Origin of the sequence: Shewanella sp. MR-4, assembly GCF_000014685.1 — a bacterium.
Lineage (GTDB): Bacteria > Pseudomonadota > Gammaproteobacteria > Enterobacterales > Shewanellaceae > Shewanella.
This window is the reverse complement of record NC_008321.1, coordinates 12940-28916: the sequence shown is the minus strand read 5'-3', so window position 1 is coordinate 28916 and position 15977 is coordinate 12940. Positions and strand designations below refer to the sequence as shown.

The 15977-nt window shown below is 47.6% G+C and carries 13 protein-coding genes; 8 read left to right on the top strand and 5 right to left on the bottom strand.

Features of this window, described 5'->3' with window-relative positions; genetic code table 11:
- Positions 1-14: 14 nt before the first annotated feature.
- The gene (gene hemG / locus SHEWMR4_RS00130) at positions 15-569 is read right to left on the bottom strand and encodes a menaquinone-dependent protoporphyrinogen IX dehydrogenase (RefSeq protein ID WP_011620860.1); all 555 of its coding nucleotides are present in this window, start codon (positions 567-569) and stop codon (positions 15-17) included.
- 199 nt (positions 570-768) lie between these two features.
- Between hemG (SHEWMR4_RS00130) and SHEWMR4_RS00125 the strand changes: the two genes are divergently transcribed.
- Complete coding sequence (locus tag SHEWMR4_RS00125; RefSeq protein ID WP_011620859.1) at positions 769-1077, top strand: ArsR/SmtB family transcription factor; 309 nt, start codon at positions 769-771, stop codon at positions 1075-1077.
- 62 nt (positions 1078-1139) lie between these two features.
- Here SHEWMR4_RS00125 and hemG (SHEWMR4_RS00120) read toward each other — a convergent pair whose 3' ends face one another.
- From hemG (SHEWMR4_RS00120) to pepQ, 4 genes are all read right to left on the bottom strand, one after another.
- Entirely contained in the window at positions 1140-1664 is a 525-nt protein-coding gene (hemG, locus tag SHEWMR4_RS00120) for a menaquinone-dependent protoporphyrinogen IX dehydrogenase (protein ID WP_011620858.1), read from the bottom strand.
- 1 nt (position 1665) lies between these two features.
- Positions 1666-3123: a TrkH family potassium uptake protein gene (locus SHEWMR4_RS00115; RefSeq protein ID WP_011620857.1), complete on the bottom strand. Its 1458-nt coding sequence runs from the start codon at positions 3121-3123 to the stop codon at positions 1666-1668.
- A 77-nt stretch (positions 3124-3200) separates the two neighbouring features.
- On the bottom strand, positions 3201-3815 hold the full coding sequence (locus SHEWMR4_RS00110) for a YigZ family protein (protein WP_011620856.1): 615 nt from the start codon (positions 3813-3815) through the stop codon (positions 3201-3203).
- Positions 3816-3830: 15 nt separating this feature from the next.
- The gene (gene pepQ / locus SHEWMR4_RS00105; RefSeq protein ID WP_011620855.1) at positions 3831-5150 is read right to left on the bottom strand and encodes a Xaa-Pro dipeptidase; all 1320 of its coding nucleotides are present in this window, start codon (positions 5148-5150) and stop codon (positions 3831-3833) included.
- 443 nt (positions 5151-5593) lie between these two features.
- On the opposite strand from pepQ, the gene fadB reads away from it, so the two are divergent.
- The 7 genes from fadB to SHEWMR4_RS00065 all read left to right on the top strand — a co-directional run bounded on the left by fadB (position 5594) and on the right by SHEWMR4_RS00065 (position 15921).
- Entirely contained in the window at positions 5594-7744 is a 2151-nt protein-coding gene (fadB, locus tag SHEWMR4_RS00100) for a fatty acid oxidation complex subunit alpha FadB (RefSeq protein ID WP_011620854.1), read from the top strand.
- Positions 7745-7766: 22 nt separating this feature from the next.
- Entirely contained in the window at positions 7767-8930 is a 1164-nt protein-coding gene (gene fadA, locus SHEWMR4_RS00095) for an acetyl-CoA C-acyltransferase FadA (RefSeq protein WP_011620853.1), read from the top strand.
- Positions 8931-9027: 97 nt separating this feature from the next.
- Positions 9028-10256 (top strand): IS3-like element ISShes2 family transposase gene (locus tag SHEWMR4_RS20635; protein WP_086022198.1). Its coding sequence is split into 2 segments (ribosomal slippage): positions 9028-9379 and positions 9379-10256, totalling 1230 coding nucleotides; the frame shifts between segments, so codons are not numbered across the junction.
- Between the two features lie 209 nt (positions 10257-10465).
- On the top strand, positions 10466-11659 hold the full coding sequence (locus SHEWMR4_RS00080) for a diguanylate cyclase domain-containing protein (RefSeq protein WP_011620850.1): 1194 nt from the start codon (positions 10466-10468) through the stop codon (positions 11657-11659).
- Between the two features lie 158 nt (positions 11660-11817).
- Positions 11818-12063: a sulfurtransferase TusA gene (gene tusA / locus SHEWMR4_RS00075; RefSeq protein ID WP_011620849.1), complete on the top strand. Its 246-nt coding sequence runs from the start codon at positions 11818-11820 to the stop codon at positions 12061-12063.
- Between the two features lie 35 nt (positions 12064-12098).
- Positions 12099-12536: an MOSC domain-containing protein gene (locus SHEWMR4_RS00070; protein WP_011620848.1), complete on the top strand. Its 438-nt coding sequence runs from the start codon at positions 12099-12101 to the stop codon at positions 12534-12536.
- Between the two features lie 196 nt (positions 12537-12732).
- The gene (locus SHEWMR4_RS00065; protein WP_011620847.1) at positions 12733-15921 is read left to right on the top strand and encodes an amidohydrolase family protein; all 3189 of its coding nucleotides are present in this window, start codon (positions 12733-12735) and stop codon (positions 15919-15921) included.
- Positions 15922-15977 lie beyond the last annotated feature (56 nt).

The following is a 15977-nucleotide window of genomic DNA, read 5'->3' as shown; positions in this document are numbered from 1 at the left end:
AGAGCGCATTTTTATTAGGCGGGTTCAGTAACCTCGGCCAAGGTTAGCAGATGGTCGGCATAGACCTTCACATCTTCCCAGTCGGTATAATCGATCACCGCCTTAGGATCCGTTGGTCCTTTGGTGATTTTCATAATCAACTGGATCATCAGTCTGTCGTACCAGGGCCACGAGGGGTAATCCACCTTACCGGCGATAATCTTCAAATCGGCGGGAGTCCAAGGTGATAAGGCAATGAATTTTTGCAGGTATTTGTTGTTCTCTGGGATGCGTTTCTCTGGGTTACGCGCCACCACGTTGACGCAGAAGAAACTGTTTGGCAACGCACTTAAGGCCGGAGCGTGTTGCTCTATAAACTGAAATACACTCTTATCGTAGGTACCATAGAGTACACAAGCCCCTAGCGCTACCAGTTGATAATCGGGCCAGTTAATCTTGGTTGCCGCCGCACTATTAATATCCACCAAGTCCACCTTGGCGCCACGCAGCGTGAGTTGTTGCGCAATCGCATTCGCTATCTTGGCCGTATGGCCACCACGGGTAAAATAAAGCACCAGAATGCGTGTCATGGGGTATTCCCGTTCCGTTAAAGTATGTCACCATTGTGGCAATCATTGGTTAAATAAACCCCTGATAGGATCACAAATCAGCGTTGTCTCATATTCTGAAATGCAAAAATTGAGATCTGAATTGTCGAGCAGTATGATTGCGTATAGAAACATCTTCAATTAGAATTATCTAATCAAAAGCGATAAAGTGAGTGACCTTATGCAAAATGATATAGATGTAAATGCAATGGTAACTAATGCGGAAAGTGCGGCTAAATGGCTCAAAGCCATAGCGAATCCTTATCGCTTAATGATTTTGTGCCTATTGCTGGATAAAGAGCTAAGCGTAACCGAGCTGAATGCAACTGTGCCCTTGAGCCAGTCGGCGCTATCACAGCATTTGGCGGTATTGCGAGCCGAAGACTTGGTCGATACCCGTAAGAGCTCGCAAATAGTGTATTACAAGCTTAAGAATGAAGAAGTCACCCAAGTGATTTCCATTCTGCACAGCCGTTACTGCGCCGTATAAATCGTTAAATCATGCCATGCAGTAACAATAAAGCCCTAGCTGAGACTAGGGCTTTATCATTTTTACAGCTTGCTAAAGTGTACCCCAAAGGCTTCGACTTTACCCCAGTCGGTAAACTCGAAGGTGCCCTTTAGATCGGTCGGTCCCTTTGTCATCCACATGATAAAACGGATCATAGTGCGGTCAAACAAGCCGTATTTAGGGTAATCAATCTTGCCCGCAAACACCGCCAATTGCTGTGGCTGCCACAGGGATAATTTGAGGAACTTTTGCATGTAAGGATTGGTTTCTGGCGTGTTCTTTAATGGCTTACGCGCCACCACATTCACGGTAAAGAAGCCGTTGATTTTACTGTCCAGCACTGCATGGTTACGATTCACAAACTGGTAGAGATCGGGCCTATGTTTGCCATAACGAATGCTCGCACCAATCAACACTTTATCGAAATCGGCAAGGCTTAAGGCTTCGGCCTGTTCTAAGGTCACTAACGACACCTGCTCACCCGCTTGTTCGGCAAGCGTTTTGATTTTGCGGCAGATTTCCAGTGTTTGGCCATCTATTGTCGAATAGATGATTAGTGTCTGCATGTTAATCCCTCCAGAAAGTTGGCGTGAACAAAATCAGCAAGGTAAAGACTTCGAGGCGACCAAATAACATGGCTACCACCAGCACCCATTTAGCACCATCACCAATACTGGCGTAATTACTCGCTACTTCCCCAAGACCCGGACCGAGGTTATTTAAGCAGGCCGCCGTGGCACTAAAGGCGGTAATATCATCCAACCCCATAGCCATCAGCGCTAACATACACAGCACGAAGACTAAGGCATAGGCGGAGAAGAATCCCCACACGGCATCGACAACCCGGTCAGGCAGCGCCTTGGAGCCGATACGAATCGAGAACATCGCCTTAGGGTGAACGAGGCGTTTAAGTTCGCGCGAACCTTGCAACAGCAGTAGGATAACCCGGATCACCTTAATCCCGCCCGCAGTTGAACCACCACAACCACCGATAAAGCTTGAGAAAATCAACAGAATCGGCAGAAACAGTGGCCACATATGGAAGCTTTCGGTACCAAAGCCAGCGGTTGTCGCCACCGAAACCGCTTGGAATAAGGCGTGATCTAAGGTTTCCTCTGGCGAATCATAAATCCCTGAGTGATAAAGGGTTAAGAAACAAATCGCCGTTAACACCAACTGAATCGCCACCAGCATCTTGAACTCGGTATCTCGAAAATAGACTCTAAAATTGATCCCGCGGCGCGAAAATGCCGCAAAGTGCACGCTAAAGTTCACCGCCGAGACAATCAAAAAGAACACGCAAATCAGGTTGATCACTGAGCTGTCGAAGTATCCCATACTGGCATCGTGGGTCGAAAAGCCCCCGATAGCGATGGTCGAAAACGAGTGACACACGGCATCGAAAACGCTCATTCCCGCCAGCCAATAAGCGCCCGCACAGGCAATGGTTAGCAATAGATAGATGTACCATAACGCCTTGGCCGTTTCGGCAATCCTCGGCGTCATCTTACTGTCCTTCACAGGGCCAGGAATCTCGGCGCGATACAGCTGCATGCCCCCAACGCCCAGCACAGGCAGAATCGCCACGGCTAAAACGATGATCCCCATACCGCCGAGCCATTGCAGCATATGTCGATAAAACAGAATGGCCTTTGGCAAGGAGTCCAGCCCGACAATGACTGTGGCTCCCGTGGTGGTCAGTGCGGAGAATGATTCGAAAAAACTGTCGGTCCAGCTGAGATCGGGTTGGCTTGAGAAGATAAAGGGTAAGGCACCGATAGAGCCAAGAACGGTCCAGAACAGGACCACAATCAGAAACCCCTCGCGGGTTCGTAATTCCTCTTTGCAGCGACGATTAGGATACCAGAGCCAAAAACCGATAAATAAGCTGACAAAAAATGCCTGAATAAACGCAGTACCACCGCCATCGTTATACCAAATGGCGATTAAGGCTGGCGGCAGCATAGTGATAGAGAACAGGCCGATAAGCAGACCTATGATTCTTATTATGGTTTTGTATTGCATTCCGCGTGTTCAATTATTCCATTGGCTGCAAAGGTATTTTCAGCATTTTGCATATTTTGGCATAATTTACGCAGGCATCACAGATCAAACTCTGCGCGCAGGCTGCCCTGACTCAAAGTTGCCAGAGATTCATTCAATATGCCCTGCTGCTGTTTGCCTATTTCAAAATGGATATCAACGGCTTCGGCAAATTGCTTATCGATGATCACCGCTTCTAACTGCTGCAGTAAATGCTCAACATCCCTTAATTGGGTGTAATCACAATGCAGTTTTGCCGGATAACGTAATTGCTTCACTCGCGTCGGCAATTGCCCTAAACCTTGGCGTAATCCTGAGGTATAGGCACGCACTAAACCGCCTACGCCTAACTTAGTACCGCCATAGAAACGCACCACTACGGCACCGACTTCACCGAGATTCGCGCCTTGTAATACTGCGAGCATTGGACGACCTGCGCTGCCCGCTGGCTCACCATCGTCACTCGAACCGATGGCAATGCTGTCGTTAGGCGCTCCTGCGATAAAGGCATAGCAGTAATGGCTGGCGCCGGGATAATCTCGCCTTATGTCAGTAAGTACTAACTTCAGTTGTTCTATGCTCGTGCAATGAAATAGAAAAGAGATAAAGCGGCTATGCTTTATCTCTTCTTCTATCTGCACACTTTCACTCGGTATCAGATAACTTTCGAGCACTCGCTCTCCCTAAACTCACGCTAAGCCCAGCTCGCGGGTCATATTTTCGTTTCGATCCTGATGCACAATCACATTGTCCTCGATACGGATACCACCGAAAGGTCGCAACTCATCAACGGTGCGCCAATTGATCTGCTGGTCACGGCTATCTTGTTTTAGCTCATTGAGTAAAGTATCGATAATGTATAATCCTGGCTCCATCGTTAGCACTTGGTTTGGCGCTAAAATGCGGGTGCAACGCAGGAACGGATGGGCCTCAGGGGCCGGAATATGGGTACCACGCTCATCGAAGGCAAAACCTCCCACATCATGTACTTGCAAGCCTAACATATGGCCGAGTCCGTGGGGGAAGAAGGCGCTGGTTATGCCTTGGTCGACTAAGCCTTGGGCATCGCCCGTGGCTAACTCAAAATCCAACAGCATTTGCGCGACTTTGCCATGGGTAGCCAAGTGTAAATCGGGATAACGCACACCTGGGCGCATCATATCGATCAGTTCGAGCTGCGCCTTGTTCATGGCAGTGATCAATTCATCGAAACGATTCTTCTCAAACGCATAGGTACGCGTGATATCCGACGCGTAGCCAAAATAACTGGCGCCCGCATCGATTAAAAAAGATAAGCGCCGCGCCGGATTTTGATGCTCGAGCGCGGTGTAATGCAAAATCGCCGCATTTTGGTTTAAGGCAATGATATTACCGTAGGGCACTTCGTTCTCGCCCTGTCCCACGGCAGATAAATACTGCTGCTGAATTTCAAACTCGCTGGCACCGTTATAGAAGGCATTTTTAGCCGCTAAATGCCCTTGCACCGCGATCTGGTTCGCACGGCGCATACATTCGAGTTCATATTCGGTTTTAGTGGTACGGTGGAAATGCAGATAGCTCATCACAGAGTCAGGATTGCGACTGGTGAAACCCAGTACCTCAGCCACATCTAAATGCTCACCTAAATAAGCCCAGTTGGTGATATCGCTAGGCAATAGCTCGGCAACCTTATCGGCCTTAGTGAGTAACTTGATCTCAAAATGCTCGGTCCAGAACATCTCCGGCACGTCAGACACCTTATGCCAAAAGTCCACAGGGTGATAAAAAATCAGTTGTGGCTTATCGCGACCGTTTACTACTAACCAGCAGTTAGGGTTATCCAACACAGGTAACCAAGCCTTGAAGTGGGGATTGGCTTTAAAAGGATAATTAATGTCGTCCAAAAACATTCGATGTGGCTGACCCGAGTGGATCACTAAACCTGATAATGCTTCACGCGATACAATTTCAGCGACTCGACGATTAAGCTCGGCGATGTGGGCATGATAGTGATGAGCCAAGTGATCCATGTGTCATATCCTGTAATGAACGATAGTTAATAAAAAAACCGCAAATCTGACTAAGCCATACAGGCTCAGTGTTTTCCTTCGCTAACGCCCTGTGATTTCACAGGTTAGCAAATTCTCGATTTAAGCCTATGCTTTTAATTCTAAAAATAAAATTATCCATTTAGCCAGCGAGCAATACTGCTAAAGTACAAATTCCCACCACGTACTCTTTGGCGTAATCTGGCACATCTACACTTTGTGCAGTGTATCACAAAGCTGAAAATTCACTCTAGCCGACAAGAAATTAAACAGTCGTTTAAATTGGGTGTTGTAATTTATCGAATTTCGAAGCACACTGGCACACAACTGGTCAAATGATGGCCGAAGCTGCTGTGAGATAGAGAGTCGTACTAACACCAACAGATAATGGTGGGTATCACTTTTAAGCCAAAAGGAAGCAAGCAATGATCTACCAAAGTCCTACAATTCAGGTTGAGTTACTCGAGGATAATATTGCCAAGCTGTGCTTTAACGCACCCGGTTCGGTGAACAAATTCGACAGAGAAACACTCGCCTCACTCGATGCCGCATTAGATAGCATTAAACAACAATCAAACATTCAGGCTTTAGTGCTGACCTCAGGTAAAGATACCTTTATCGTGGGTGCCGACATTACTGAATTTTTAGGCTTATTCGCACAGGATGATGCGGTACTGCTCTCTTGGGTTGAACAGGCCAACGCCGTATTCAACAAACTCGAAGATTTACCTTTCCCAACCGCTTCAGCGATTAAAGGTTTCGCCCTAGGCGGCGGTTGTGAAGCTATTCTGGCAACGGATTTCCGTATCGCCGACACCACAGCCAAAATCGGCCTGCCCGAAACCAAACTGGGCATTATCCCAGGCTTTGGTGGCACAGTGCGTTTACCACGTGTGATAGGTGCGGATAACGCCCTTGAGTGGATCACCACGGGTAAAGATCAGCGTCCAGAAGATGCCTTAAAAGTCGGTGCGGTTGATGCAGTTGTTGCGCCAGAGGCTTTAGAAGCCGCCGCCATTCAAATGCTAAAAGATGCAGTTGCAGAAAAGCTTGATTGGCAAGCCCGTCGCCAACGTAAGATGTCACCACTGACCTTACCAAAACTCGAAGCCATGATGTCTTTCACTACCGCTAAAGGCATGGTGTTTGCGGTTGCGGGTAAACACTACCCAGCACCTATGGCGGCAGTCAGCGTTGTTGAACAAGCGGCGACCAAAGGCCGCAGCGACGCACTGCAAATTGAACATCAGGCGTTTATCAAGTTAGCGAAAACCGATGTAGCCAAGGCGTTGATCGGTATCTTCTTGAATGACCAATTAGTCAAAGGCAAAGCTAAAAAAGCGGGCAAACTCGCTAAAGATGTGAAAAGCGCCGCCGTATTAGGTGCTGGCATCATGGGTGGCGGTATCGCTTACCAAAGCGCCAGTAAAGGCACGCCAATAGTAATGAAGGATATCGCTCAACCTGCATTAGATTTAGGTTTAGGCGAAGCCGCTAAACTGTTATCTGCGCAAGTTGCTCGCGGCCGCTCTACCCCAGAAAAAATGGCTAAGGTGCTGAACAACATCACTCCAGCCTTAGACTATGCTCCAGTTAAACATGCTGACGTGGTTGTCGAAGCCGTAGTTGAGCATCCAAAAGTGAAGGCACAAGTACTGGCGGAAGTTGAACAATACGTGAGTGAAGATGCGATTATCGCCTCTAACACGTCAACTATTTCAATCAACCTGCTAGCAAAGAGCATGAAGAAGCCTGAGCGTTTCTGCGGTATGCACTTCTTCAACCCTGTGCACAAAATGCCATTGGTTGAAGTTATTCGTGGCGAGCACAGCTCAGAAGAAACCATCGCATCTGTTGTTGCCTACGCCAGCAAAATGGGTAAAACCCCAATCGTTGTTAACGATTGCCCGGGTTTCTTCGTTAACCGCGTACTCTTCCCTTACTTTGCAGGCTTTAACGGCCTGCTCGCCGAAGGTGGCGACTTTGCCGCTATCGATAAAGTGATGGAAAAACAATTCGGCTGGCCAATGGGCCCTGCTTACCTGCTAGACGTTGTCGGCCTAGACACGGGGCACCACGCGCAAGCGGTAATGGCCGAAGGCTTCCCCGATCGTATGGGCAAATCTGGCAATGACGCGATTGACGTGATGTTCGAGAACAAACGTCTCGGTCAGAAGAATGGTAAAGGTTTCTACGCTTACTCTGTAGATAGCCGCGGTAAGCCAAAGAAAGATGTCGACCCAACCAGCTACGAGCTGCTGAAAGCCGCCTTTGGTGAGCAAAAAGCATTCGATGCGGATGAGATCATCGCCCGCACTATGATCCCAATGATTATCGAAACCGTTCGCTGTTTAGAAGAAGGCATTGTGGCTTCACCTGCCGAAGCGGATATGGGCTTGGTCTATGGTTTAGGTTTCCCTCCATTCCGTGGTGGTGTATTCCGTTACTTAGATACTATGGGCGTAGCCAACTTTGTCGCCTTAGCTGATAAATACGCTCACTTAGGTGGTTTGTATCAAGTCACCGACGCCATGCGCACCCTTGCAGCCAACAACGGTAGCTACTACCAAGCCTAATTAGCGGGAAAGGAATTTAATTATGAAACAAGCTGTTATCGTAGATTGCATTCGTACTCCTATGGGCCGTTCTAAGGCTGGGGTGTTCCGTAATGTACGTGCAGAAACACTCTCTGCCGAATTAATGAAAGGTCTATTACTGCGTAACCCGCAATTAGATCCCAATACTATTGAAGACGTGATTTGGGGCTGCGTGCAGCAAACCCTAGAGCAAGGCTTCAACATTGCCCGTAACGCATCATTGCTGGCAGGTATCCCGAAGACGGCTGGCGCCGTGACAGTCAACCGCCTATGCGGTTCTTCAATGGAAGCCATCCATCAAGCCGCTCGCGCAATCATGACTGGCATGGGCGACACCTTTATCATTGGTGGTGTTGAACACATGGGCCACGTGCCAATGAACCACGGTGTGGACTTCCACCCAGGTTTAGCCAATAACGTCGCTAAAGCGTCAGGCATGATGGGCTTAACCGCTGAGATGTTAGGTAAGCTGCACGGTATTACCCGTGAGCAGCAAGATGCCTTTGCAGTGCGTTCACACCAACGCGCTCACGCAGCGACTGTTGAAGGCCGCTTTGCCAAGGAAATCTATGGCATCGAAGGCCATGATGCTAACGGCGCGCTGATTAAAGTGCTGCACGACGAAGTGATTCGTCCAGAAACCTCAATGGAATCATTAGCGGCGCTGCGTCCAGTATTCGACCCTGCAAACGGTACAGTGACTGCCGGTACCTCTTCAGCATTATCTGACGGCGCTTCGGCGATGTTAGTCATGGAAGAGTCTAAAGCGCGCGCTTTAGGTCTACCAATCCGTGCCCGTATCCGCTCAATGGCCGTTGCAGGTTGTGACGCGGCAATCATGGGTTACGGTCCAGTACCTGCTACTCAAAAAGCACTGGCTCGCGCAGGCATCACAGTCAATGATTTAGATGTTATCGAACTGAACGAAGCCTTTGCCGCGCAATCTTTACCCTGCGTGAAAGATTTAGGCCTGTTGGATGTGGTCGATGAGAAGATTAACCTCAACGGTGGTGCTATCGCGCTTGGCCATCCACTGGGTTGCTCTGGTGCGCGTATTTCAACGACGCTGATCAACCTGATGGAACACAAAGATGCGACCTTAGGTTTAGCGACTATGTGTATCGGTTTAGGCCAAGGTATTGCGACCGTTTTCGAACGCGTTTAATCCCTAAACCCCATTCTTTAAAAGCCGGATTCAGCTCCGGCTTTTTTATTGCTCTCTGTCTAGTCCTGAAATACGTTGACATAAAGAGGACTTCTTTATGACAACATCAATTAACTCAAGCCGTAAGCGCACACAACGAGATTACACCTTAGCCTTTAAATTAGGCGTTGTAGAGCGTGTTGAAAAAGGCGAAATGACGTACAAACAAGCCCAAGCCCATTTTGGTATTCAAGGCCGTTCAACGGTACTCGTTTGGCTTAGAAAACATGGTAGACTCGATTGGTCGAAACCTTTTCAGCATCCCCTTATGCCTAAGTCAAAAGAAACCCCTGCCGAAACTATCAAGCGCCTTGAACGTGAGTTAGCAGAAGAGAAACTGCGTAACAAAATCCTCAATGGTATGGTTGATATCATGGACAATGAATATGGAGCAGGCCTCAGAAAAAAGTACTTATCCGGTACGTCTGGCAAGCAAAAAGCAACGGCGAAATAAACCTCGCTGCCGCATGTCGTGCTGCGGGTATGTCGAGGCAAGGTATTTATCAGGCAGTTGCTCGAATGGAAAGTCGTAGAGCTGAGCTATCGGTCATCAAAGACTGGGTCCAGTACTGGCGTAAATATATGCCAAGGTTAGGGGCCCGTAAGCTCTACACGTTGATAAAATCCAAGCTGGTTGAGCACGATATTAAACTCGGGCGAGATGGGTTCTTTACCTATTTGAGAAGTGAAGGTTTACTGGTTAAACCGAAGAAAAGCTACACAAAAACCACGTTCAGCAAACACTGGATGAAGAAGCATCCTAATTTGCTGAAAGAGGAAGGACTGCATGATGCAGGGCATGTACTGGTCAGTGATATCACCTATCTTGAGTCAGACCAAGGTGTGCACTACCTGTCACTGGTCACCGATGCCAGTTCTCGTAAGATAGTCGGTCATCACGTGAGTAAAGACATGAAAGCCGAGAGTGTGGTGAAAGCGTTAAAAATGGCCATAAAAGATAAACGCTATATCGGCAACGCAGTGCATCACTCAGACAGAGGTTTACAATACTGCTCAGCAGTTTATCAGAATGCGCTTCAGGCGAGCCAAATCCAGCCGTCAATGACGGATGGTTATGATTGCTACCAAAATGCATTGGCAGAAAGAGTGAATGGCATACTGAAGCAGGAGTTTTTACTGCACCGATGTAGGACATTTGCGGAGCTGAAGATACTTGTTAGAGAATCGATAGCAATATACAACGATATGAGACCGCATCTGAGTTTGAATATGGCAACCCCTAATCAGGTGCACAATAGAAAAGGCCAGCTACTGGAGCTGGCCTAAAAACTGTCAACCTATCTTAGGACGGGACACTCATTTCATTTCGTTCTATTAATAATCTTACTCACACCGCCTCATCAATTTGAAAATCGGGTAGTTTTCGACTTAACTTGGTAAATATCCTTAGTGCACTTATCCGCGTTTAACCGTCATAACACGGCGTAACCAAAGGCAAGGATGCTTTTCATCATTTACGCGATGAGGGAGTTATTATGCTGCAAACGGATCAAACGCTTTTTGAACAAATGCGGATCACTGAGCTTGAGATTGATTTTCGCAAATCCTTGTTCTCTTTTACCTTGGCGGATGTCAGAGCGCTTCAATCCTTCAAGCCTGTGATTGAAGCGAACATAGACAAAATCGTTGATGACTTCTATGGCCTGCAAACCAGTGTATCTGAAATTGCGTTGTTGATTGGTGACTCCGACACTCTGGCTCGTTTGCGTACCGCTCAGAGACGCTATGTGCTTGACCTGTTTAATGGTGTGTACGATTTAGAATATGTAAACAACCGCCTAAGGATTGGCTTAGTGCACAAACGTATCGGCGTCGAACCCAAACTCTACCTCTCTGCCGTTCATACCCTAAAAGAACTGATTTATGCGGAGATTAACAACTCGGTTAAAGACGCCGCTCAAAATGAACGCATTAGAATCGCCATCGACAAGCTAGTGCTTTTCGATGTTACCTTAGTGTTTGATACATATATTCGCAGCTTGGTTTCTGAAATTGAGAACGCCAAAGACAAGGCGGAACGTTACGCTCAAAGTATGGAGAGCAAAGTCAAAGAGCGTACTCAACAACTCGAAGAGTTATCTCAAACAGATCCATTAACCGGCTTACTAAACGTGCGTCACTTGCAGGAATTTGCCACTCGCATCCTAAGAGCCGCGCAAAGACGTGCCGAACCCGTAAGCGTTATTTATCTCGATGTGGATGACTTCAAACACTTTAATGATAGCCAAGGCCATAGAGCGGGAGATGAAGTACTCAGAGCCGTCGCTCAATCAATAAAGGAAAGTACCCGAGCGGAAGACCATTGTTTTCGCTATGGTGGTGATGAGTTTTGTATCATCATGCCCAACTGCCGTGAGGAACAAGCCAGAGATCATTTTATCGAACGCTTTAACCAGAATATCAAGCGCCATCTGAATAACATCTCATTAAGCTTTGGCATCGTGGATACTGGCCCCTACGACTACGATGATGCCAATACCCTAATCCATAAAGCCGATCAAAAAATGTATAGCTACAAACGCGCACGAGCAGCTAAATCACAGTTACCAGCGACGGCAGCCAATGATTTAAAAACCGAGATGAGCAACATAGAGACTCTAAACCTCGACGCAGCAGAGTTCTGCCCCCATGAATCAGCTTCGCCAATCATAGATAAAATCGCCGAATAATGATGTTGTTCCACGTGGAACATTTCGATGGTTTCGAGCAAACATCTGTTTGGCTGGAGCAATTCCAGCCCCATCACAAATTAAGGGCATCAACTTGGTTTATCCAAATCACTGGAGTAACATTAGCCAATTCTGTTTAACCGTTCACGCGAGGTCACATGAACGACGTTTTCTCAACCGCACAACACAAACTGGATGCACTTGGTTTACGCTGCCCTGAACCGGTAATGATGGTGCGCAAAACGGTAAGACAAATGGCACAAGGTGAAACCCTGCTTATCATCGCAGATGATCCTGCGACCACACGTGATATTCCCAGCTTTTGCGAATTTATGGACCACACACTGATCGCCAGTGAAACCAGCCAAACACCCTATCAATATCTAATTAAAAAGGGACTCTAAGTCTCTGCATCGACATTAGGATAAGGACATCAAACATGCCGAAACTAGTTGCTATCGCCTACAAAACGGTTAAACGCGGGCCAATGAACGAAGTGCTATGCGCGAATGTCACCCAGCACAGCGGCGTCGAAAAAGATGTTTTTGGTCGCCCGGGTAAACGGCAAGTCACGGTACTGTCGCTGCAGCAGTGGCAAATAGCTTGTCAGAGCATAGATGCAAATTTACCTTGGACGACTCGCCGAGCAAACCTATTAGTCGATGGATATAGTTTTGGGGCAGCGGATGTGGGTAAGCAGCTCCGCATTGGTGATCTCTGCCTCGAAGTAACAGGTGAAACCGATCCCTGCAAGAAGATGGAACAGGCTCATGCTGGCTTGGAATCCGCGCTTACTCCCGATTGGCGAGGCGGCGTCACCTGCCGTGTCATCAATGATGCCATGATCCATATCGGCGACCCCGTTACATTAGACTAATCACCACTTCGTGGGGAGTAAGCCACATTACTCTCCCACACCTTACCCCGCCTCAGCTTCTGCCCTCGGTCATTAATTGAAACAGTATTTCCGTTTTCCTTACTGGGTATTTGTGCGATAACTTAGCGCAGCATTAACAAAAATTTATCTAATCCGATAACAGCAAAGCCCTAGAATAACGATAACAGGACATAACATGTTGAAACCTAAGCTGACACCGCTTTATATCGCCCTGATGCTTGGCCTTAGTTCCCATGCCGTACAGGCAACAGACGCCCAAAAAACCAGTTGGGACGTCAATGCGCCAGCCAATGCTCCACTAGAAAAAGTGACCATAGATGTAACCGAAGGCACTTGGATGAACATCAGTGTCAGCCCTGATGGTAAACATTTAGTGTTTGATTTATTGGGTGATATTTATCAAATCCCCGTCACAGGTGGCGAAGCCAAACCATTAGCTCAAGGCATAGCTTGGCAAATGCAGCCCGTGTATAGCCCAGATGGTAAGCACATTGCCTTCACCTCTGATGCAGATGGTGGCGACAATATTTGGATTATGGACGCCGACGGCAGCAATCCACGCACTGTCACGACGGAAACCTTTCGTTTACTCAACAGTCCTGCGTGGAGCCCTGATTCGCAATATTTAGTCGGTCGTAAGCATTTTACCGCCAGTCGTAGTTTAGGCGCCGGCGAAGTCTGGCTCTATCATGTCGCCGGTGGCGAAGGCGTTAAACTCACCGAACGTCCTAACGATGAAAAGGATTTAGGCGAGCCAGCCTATTCACCCGATGGCCGCTATATCTATTTCAGTCAGGATGATACTCCGGGGAAAACTTTCCATTATTCCAAAGACTCAGTAAACGGCATCTATAAAATCAAGCGTTACGATACCCAAACGGGTGATATTGAAATCTTGATCGAAGGAACCGGTGGCGCCATTCGTCCAACACCGAGTCCTGACGGCACCAAACTGGCGTATATCAAGCGAGATGATTTCCAATCCTCTTTGTATTTACTCGATTTAAAATCCGGCGAAACGACTAAACTGTACGGCGATTTAGACCGCGATATGCAAGAGACCTGGGCAATCCACGGTGTCTATCCCACTATGGCTTGGACTCAAGATAACAAAGATATTTTTTTCTGGGCTAAAGGCAAAATCAATCGTCTGAATGTGGCCAATAAAACGGTCACCAACATTCCCTTCAGCGTCAAAACCCAGTTAGATGTGCAGCCTTCAGTACGCTTTAAACAAGATATTGATAAGGATGTGTTCGACGTAAAAATGCTGCGAATGGCACAAGTTTCACCGGATGGCAGTAAGGTCGCCTTTGAAGCATTAGGTAAAATCTGGTTGAAGACGCTTCCCGACGGCAAGATGTCACGCTTAACCGAGTTAGGTAACGACATTGAAGAACTCTATCCCCAGTGGTCGCGTGATGGCAAAAATATTGTCTTCACAACTTGGAATGACCAAGACCAGGGCACAGTACAAGTGATCAGTGCAAAAGGCGGCAAAGCGAAACAACTTTCAACAGAACCAGGCAAATACGTTGAGCCCACCTTCTCACCCAATGGTGAGCTGGTTGTGTATCGCAAAACCCAAGGTGGACACCTCACGCCTCGCACTTGGTCGCAGGAACCTGGCCTGTACAAGGTTGATTTAAAAACCAAACAGAATAAGAAAATCACTGCAGAGGGTTATCAAGCACAATTCGGCGCTTCGGCAGACCGCATTTTCTTTATGAACACTGGTGAAAACGACACGCCACAGCTTGCCTCAATTAACCTAGATGGGTTTGATAAGCGCGTTCACTACAGCAGTAAGCATGCAACCGAATTTAGAGTTTCACCCGACGGCGAACAACTGGCCTTTGCCGAGCGTTTTAAAGTTTGGGTTACCCCCTTTGCTAAACATGGTGAAACGGTTGAAATCGGCCCTAACGCCAGCAATCTTCCCGTCACCCAGTTAAGTGTGCGAGCTGGCGAAAGCATCAGCTGGAATAGCAAGAGTAACCAACTCTATTGGACTCTTGGCCCAGAACTGTACCAAGCCAATGTTGATTCCCAGTATCTTAAAAAGGACGAGCAAGCGAAGCCAAGCATTATCAACTTAGGCTTTACCGAAAAGGCAGATGTTCCACGTGGAACAGTCGCCTTTGTCGGCGGCAAAGTGATCACCATGGAAAATGATCAAGTGATCGATAAGGGCGTAGTGATCGTCAAAGACAACCATATTCTAACCGTTGGCGATGCAAACACGGCAATTCCAAAGGATGCACAAGTCATCGATATAGGTGGCAAATCCATTATGCCCGGTTTGTTCGATGCGCATGCCCATGGTGCTCAGGCCGACGATGAAATCGTGCCACAACAAAACTGGGCACTCTACTCTGGATTATCCTTAGGCGTGACAACTATTCATGATCCGTCAAACGATACCACTGAGATTTTTGCCGCCTCGGAACAGCAAAAAGCAGGTCACATTGTTGGTCCACGCATTTTCTCGACTGGAACAATTCTCTATGGCGCAAATGCTCCCGGCTACACCTCGCATATCGACTCACTCGATGATGCGAAATTCCATTTAGAGCGACTGAAAAAAGTTGGTGCCTTTAGCGTTAAGAGCTACAACCAACCGCGTCGCAATCAAAGACAACAGGTTATCGCTGCAGCTCGCGAACTCGAAATGATGGTCGTGCCAGAGGGTGGCAGCTTGCTACAGCATAACCTCACCATGGTTGCCGATGGCCATACAACCGTAGAACACTCATTACCCGTGGCAAATATTTATAACGATATTAAACAGTTCTGGAGCCAAACTAAGGTCGGTTACACTCCAACCTTAGTCGTCGCCTACGGCGGCATCTCGGGTGAAAACTATTGGTACGATAAGACCGATGTGTGGGCACATCCACGTTTGTCTATGTATGTGCCAAGCGACATTTTGCAGGCTCGCTCAATGCGTCGCCCCCATGCACCAGACAGTCACTACAACCACTTCAATGTTGCTAAAGTCGCGAATGAGTTCAATAAGTTAGGTGTGCATTCAAATATTGGCGCCCACGGTCAGCGTGAGGGTTTAGCCGCACATTGGGAAATGTGGATGTTCGCCCAAGGCGGTATGAGCAATATGGATGTGCTCAAAACAGCGACCATCAACCCAGCCACCACCTTCGGTCTAGAGCATCAACTTGGCTCAATTAAAACAGGTAAACTTGCAGACTTAATCGTAATCGATGGCGACCCATTAGCGGATATTCGACTCACAGATAAAGTCACTTTTACCATGGTCAATGGTAAGTTGTTCGACGCTGAGTCGATGAACCAACTCAATGGTAACAAGCAACAGCGTAAGCCTTTCTTCTTCGAGAAAATCTAATCTCAACAAGGTGAAATAACAAAAGGCATGTTCCACGTGGAACATGCCTTTTTATT

Bases quoted from the DNA above. Each gene is read 5' to 3' on its own strand.
- fadB (WP_011620854.1), top strand. From the start codon at position 5,594: ATGATCTACCAAAGTCCTACAATTCAGGTTGAGTTACTCGAGGATAAT.
- fadA (WP_011620853.1), top strand. From the start codon at position 7,767: ATGAAACAAGCTGTTATCGTAGATTGCATTCGTACTCCTATGGGCCGT.
- hemG (WP_011620858.1), bottom strand. From the start codon at position 1,664: ATGCAGACACTAATCATCTATTCGACAATAGATGGCCAAACACTGGAA.
- SHEWMR4_RS00070 (WP_011620848.1), top strand. From the start codon at position 12,099: ATGCCGAAACTAGTTGCTATCGCCTACAAAACGGTTAAACGCGGGCCA.
- SHEWMR4_RS00080 (WP_011620850.1), top strand. From the start codon at position 10,466: ATGCTGCAAACGGATCAAACGCTTTTTGAACAAATGCGGATCACTGAG.
- SHEWMR4_RS00115 (WP_011620857.1), bottom strand. From the start codon at position 3,123: ATGCAATACAAAACCATAATAAGAATCATAGGTCTGCTTATCGGCCTG.
- hemG (WP_011620860.1), bottom strand. From the start codon at position 569: ATGACACGCATTCTGGTGCTTTATTTTACCCGTGGTGGCCATACGGCC.
- pepQ (WP_011620855.1), bottom strand. From the start codon at position 5,150: ATGGATCACTTGGCTCATCACTATCATGCCCACATCGCCGAGCTTAAT.
- SHEWMR4_RS00125 (WP_011620859.1), top strand. From the start codon at position 769: ATGCAAAATGATATAGATGTAAATGCAATGGTAACTAATGCGGAAAGT.
- SHEWMR4_RS00065 (WP_011620847.1), top strand. From the start codon at position 12,733: ATGTTGAAACCTAAGCTGACACCGCTTTATATCGCCCTGATGCTTGGC.
- tusA (WP_011620849.1), top strand. From the start codon at position 11,818: ATGAACGACGTTTTCTCAACCGCACAACACAAACTGGATGCACTTGGT.